We start from the raw sequence: 3,037 nt of genomic DNA on the forward strand, positions 1-3,037 counted from the left end.
CGTCCACTACCGCCTACCCAATAACCAAGCTGCGGTGGAATACGATTGACTTCCGGAGGATGCTCGCTGGTGTCGGGTATCCCGGAGCGATGGAACGCCCGTCGGCAACGCTGTGAAGCATTTACTCCCTGCGTTTGACGAGGTGTTAGCGGCAGGGCGCAAGCCCTCCTGTCCCTCATCGTTCCCGAAACACCGGAGGGCTCGCGCCCTACCGCTAAAAAATGCTTCACAGCGTTGCCCCGTCGGCCTCGCGGCAAACGGCTGATCCCGATCGATCAGCCTGCATGTTCGACGCCGCGCGTCTCAGCGCGAAAGCGTCCGATACGTCGTCGTGACGCTGCGAAACAAACCGATCGATGGAAACAGCGGCTCGGCGATCATGTCCAAGTGATCGTATCCTTTCTTGATCGGGGCATCCCCGGCATCGAGGCGGTCGATCACGATCTCTTCGATGTCTCTTGCCAGACCTCGCGTGTCACAGTTGGTGCTGGAATTGGTCATCACCGCGACCGCCAACCCGCGATTGGGATACAGCGACAGATGGCAGCGTGCCTTGGTTTGGGCTCCACCGTGTTCCACTTTGAAATCCAAATCGCTCGCCGTCCCCTGGCGAATTCGCCATCCCAGCGACCAGTTCGTCAGGTCTCCGTTGCGGAGCGACTGCGGCGACCACATGTCTGACTTCTCCGCAGGGCTCAAAATCTCGTCGCCCAACAGTGCGGCCGCGTAACGCCCCATGTCCTCGACGGTGGAGATGAACCCGCCGCCGGCCAGCTTCCATGACACGTCGTCGTCTCGATTGTCGCGCGTTGCGACGCCACCGCTGAGCGTGTAGCCGACCGCCCGTCGTGGAGCCGGATTCCAGAGCGTGTCGGGGCGAAGCGTTGTCATGCCGGCAGGCTGGGCGATCAGCATCTGCGTCAACTGATCGAACGAGCCTCCCATTTTTTGTTCCAGTACAACGCCCGCCAAGTTGTACGCCGGCGTCGAGTAAGACCAGCGATTCCCCGGCAGATCGATCAGCGGGTTGTCGACCCAATAGCTCAGCGCCCATTCCATTCCGGTGTTGACATTCTTATCAGCCGCCAATGATGCCGGTGGCTCGGGTCGCTTCAGTCCGTTGCTGTAGTGTTGAATCCCCGAGGTATGGCTGAGCAGTTGTCGCATCGTGATGAATCGACGGTACCAGGGCACGCTCTGGCCGTTATTCAGATTGCCGCCAACGTAATACTTGCTCGGAACCTTGTAACTCGGGTAGTAATAGGGGACGTTGGTGTCCAGGTCGACGATGCCGTCGTTGTCGGCCATCACCGCCAGCACGCCCGTCAAGGTTTTTGAAACCGACGCCCAACGGAAACGCGTCGCCTTCGGATCGACGAAAATGTCGGCTTCGCGGTCTTCTTTGCCGTAACCCCGCAGGTAAACAATCTCGCCGTCATGAACGACGGCCAGTCCCATCCCGACAACCCCTTTGTCCTTTCGATAATCATCGACTTGTTTTTCGATGTCCGGATCACCGAAATAGATTGTTGCGAAATCCTGTGACCAACCGACCGTGCCGGTGCACAGCATCAAACCGACCCAAAAAAAACGTTGTACCAACATTGCATTCGACTCCCGTACGAAGATGGTGAAGCGTGTTTGCTGCATCGCGAACGTTCGCAACACAGACACGCCTCCCAAGCGAAAACATCGAGCCGATGTGACAGGCTAAACGAAAAACCTCCGAACTCCGGGCCGACGACGAGAGCGATTCCATGACGCGACAAACCATTCTGATAACCGGCGGATACGGATGCATCGGCTCGGAAACGGCCAAGTGGTTGATCGCCCACTGCGATGCCGAACTGATCGTGTGCAGCCGTAGCGTCAGTTCCGCGCGGAGCGAACGCGTGTTCCACGATGTCGATCGTGATCGGATGATGTTCGTCCAGGCGGATGTCAGCGATCCGAAGCGAATGGCGGAGATCCTGCGCGCCAACGAAGTCACGCACGTGGTGCACTTGGCGGCACTGCAAACCCCCGACTGCAATGCCCATCGTGATTTGGGGTTGCAGATCAACCTGGCCGGCACGCAACACCTGATCGAAGCGATCAAGGCCTGCGCTCGACCGTTGGAACGGTTCGTCTATGCCAGCTCCATCGCCGTCTATGGGCCCCGCGCCGCCTACCCACAAGACCGCGTTCCGATGCTGGCGATGCCCGAACCGGTCAACGTCTACGGCGTTTGGAAGCTTGCCGGTGAAAACGTGGCGCGGCTGTTCTGTGGCGAAACCGGAACCCCCACCATCAGTCTTCGCCCCGGCGTCCTGTTCGGCCCCGGACGTGACGCCGGACTGACGTCCACACCGACGACCGCGATGAAGTGCGTCGCACTCGGTTTGCCCTACAAGATTCCATTCCGTTCGCGACAAGATTACCTGTTCGCACCCGATGTCGGCGCGGCGTTCGGCAACGCCGTCCTCGGGCCATTCGATGGATACGGCGCGTTTACCTTACCCAGTCAAACCGTCGACACGGCGACCTTTGTCGACGTGCTTCGTCACGCGACCACCGAACTCGGCATCGCAGACCGATTCCAAATTTCGATCGGCGACCAAACGGTCCCGTTCATCTGCGATCTGGAGTATGAACCGTTTCTCGAAGCCTTTCCGGACGTCCCACAAACCGACCTGCAACTCGCGATCCGAAGATCTTTGGAAGTGTTTTGCGATCAAGTCCAGCGAGGTTGGTTGACGGCCTCCGACGTGACGGGCGAGTCATTGCGGTAGGTGCCGTTGGATTGCGTTTGGAAATGCATTCCCCCGGTAGCGGTTCAAGCCGCTTGCTTGGCCGCGGGCGTGAGATAGGGGAACAGGTGCAGCCGCTTGGTGGATTGGTTTTCCAGATCCCGGCAAAACGCAGCCGGGCTGAGGTGTGATTCGTAGTAGTCGATCACGCCGCGCCGCAGTTTGATGATTTGGCGTTCGTCCATGGTTTCGATTCGTGCCGCGGCGCGACGCAAACCGTCGATGCCTTGGTAGGTGATGCAATTCTC

3 protein-coding genes are annotated in these 3,037 nt (G+C 59.1%); 1 reads left to right on the forward strand and 2 read right to left on the reverse strand.

The features are described 5' to 3' along the window. Positions 1-303: 303 nt before the first annotated feature. Complete coding sequence (locus tag ABX749_RS27735) at positions 304-1,605, reverse strand: serine hydrolase domain-containing protein (RefSeq protein WP_372898884.1); 1,302 nt, start codon at positions 1,603-1,605, stop codon at positions 304-306. A 152-nt stretch (positions 1,606-1,757) separates the two neighbouring features. Here ABX749_RS27735 and ABX749_RS27740 point away from each other — a divergent pair, with 152 nt between their 5' ends. Beyond that, entirely contained in the window at positions 1,758-2,771 is a 1,014-nt protein-coding gene (locus ABX749_RS27740; protein ID WP_372898885.1) for an NAD-dependent epimerase/dehydratase family protein, read from the forward strand. A 44-nt stretch (positions 2,772-2,815) separates the two neighbouring features. Here ABX749_RS27740 and ABX749_RS27745 read toward each other — a convergent pair. Next, on the reverse strand, positions 2,816-3,037 hold a 222-nt coding region (locus tag ABX749_RS27745; protein ID WP_372898886.1), incomplete at its 5' end, for a hypothetical protein.

Origin of the sequence: Stieleria sp., assembly GCF_041595215.1 — a bacterium.
Lineage (GTDB): Bacteria > Planctomycetota > Planctomycetia > Pirellulales > Pirellulaceae > Stieleria > Stieleria magnilauensis.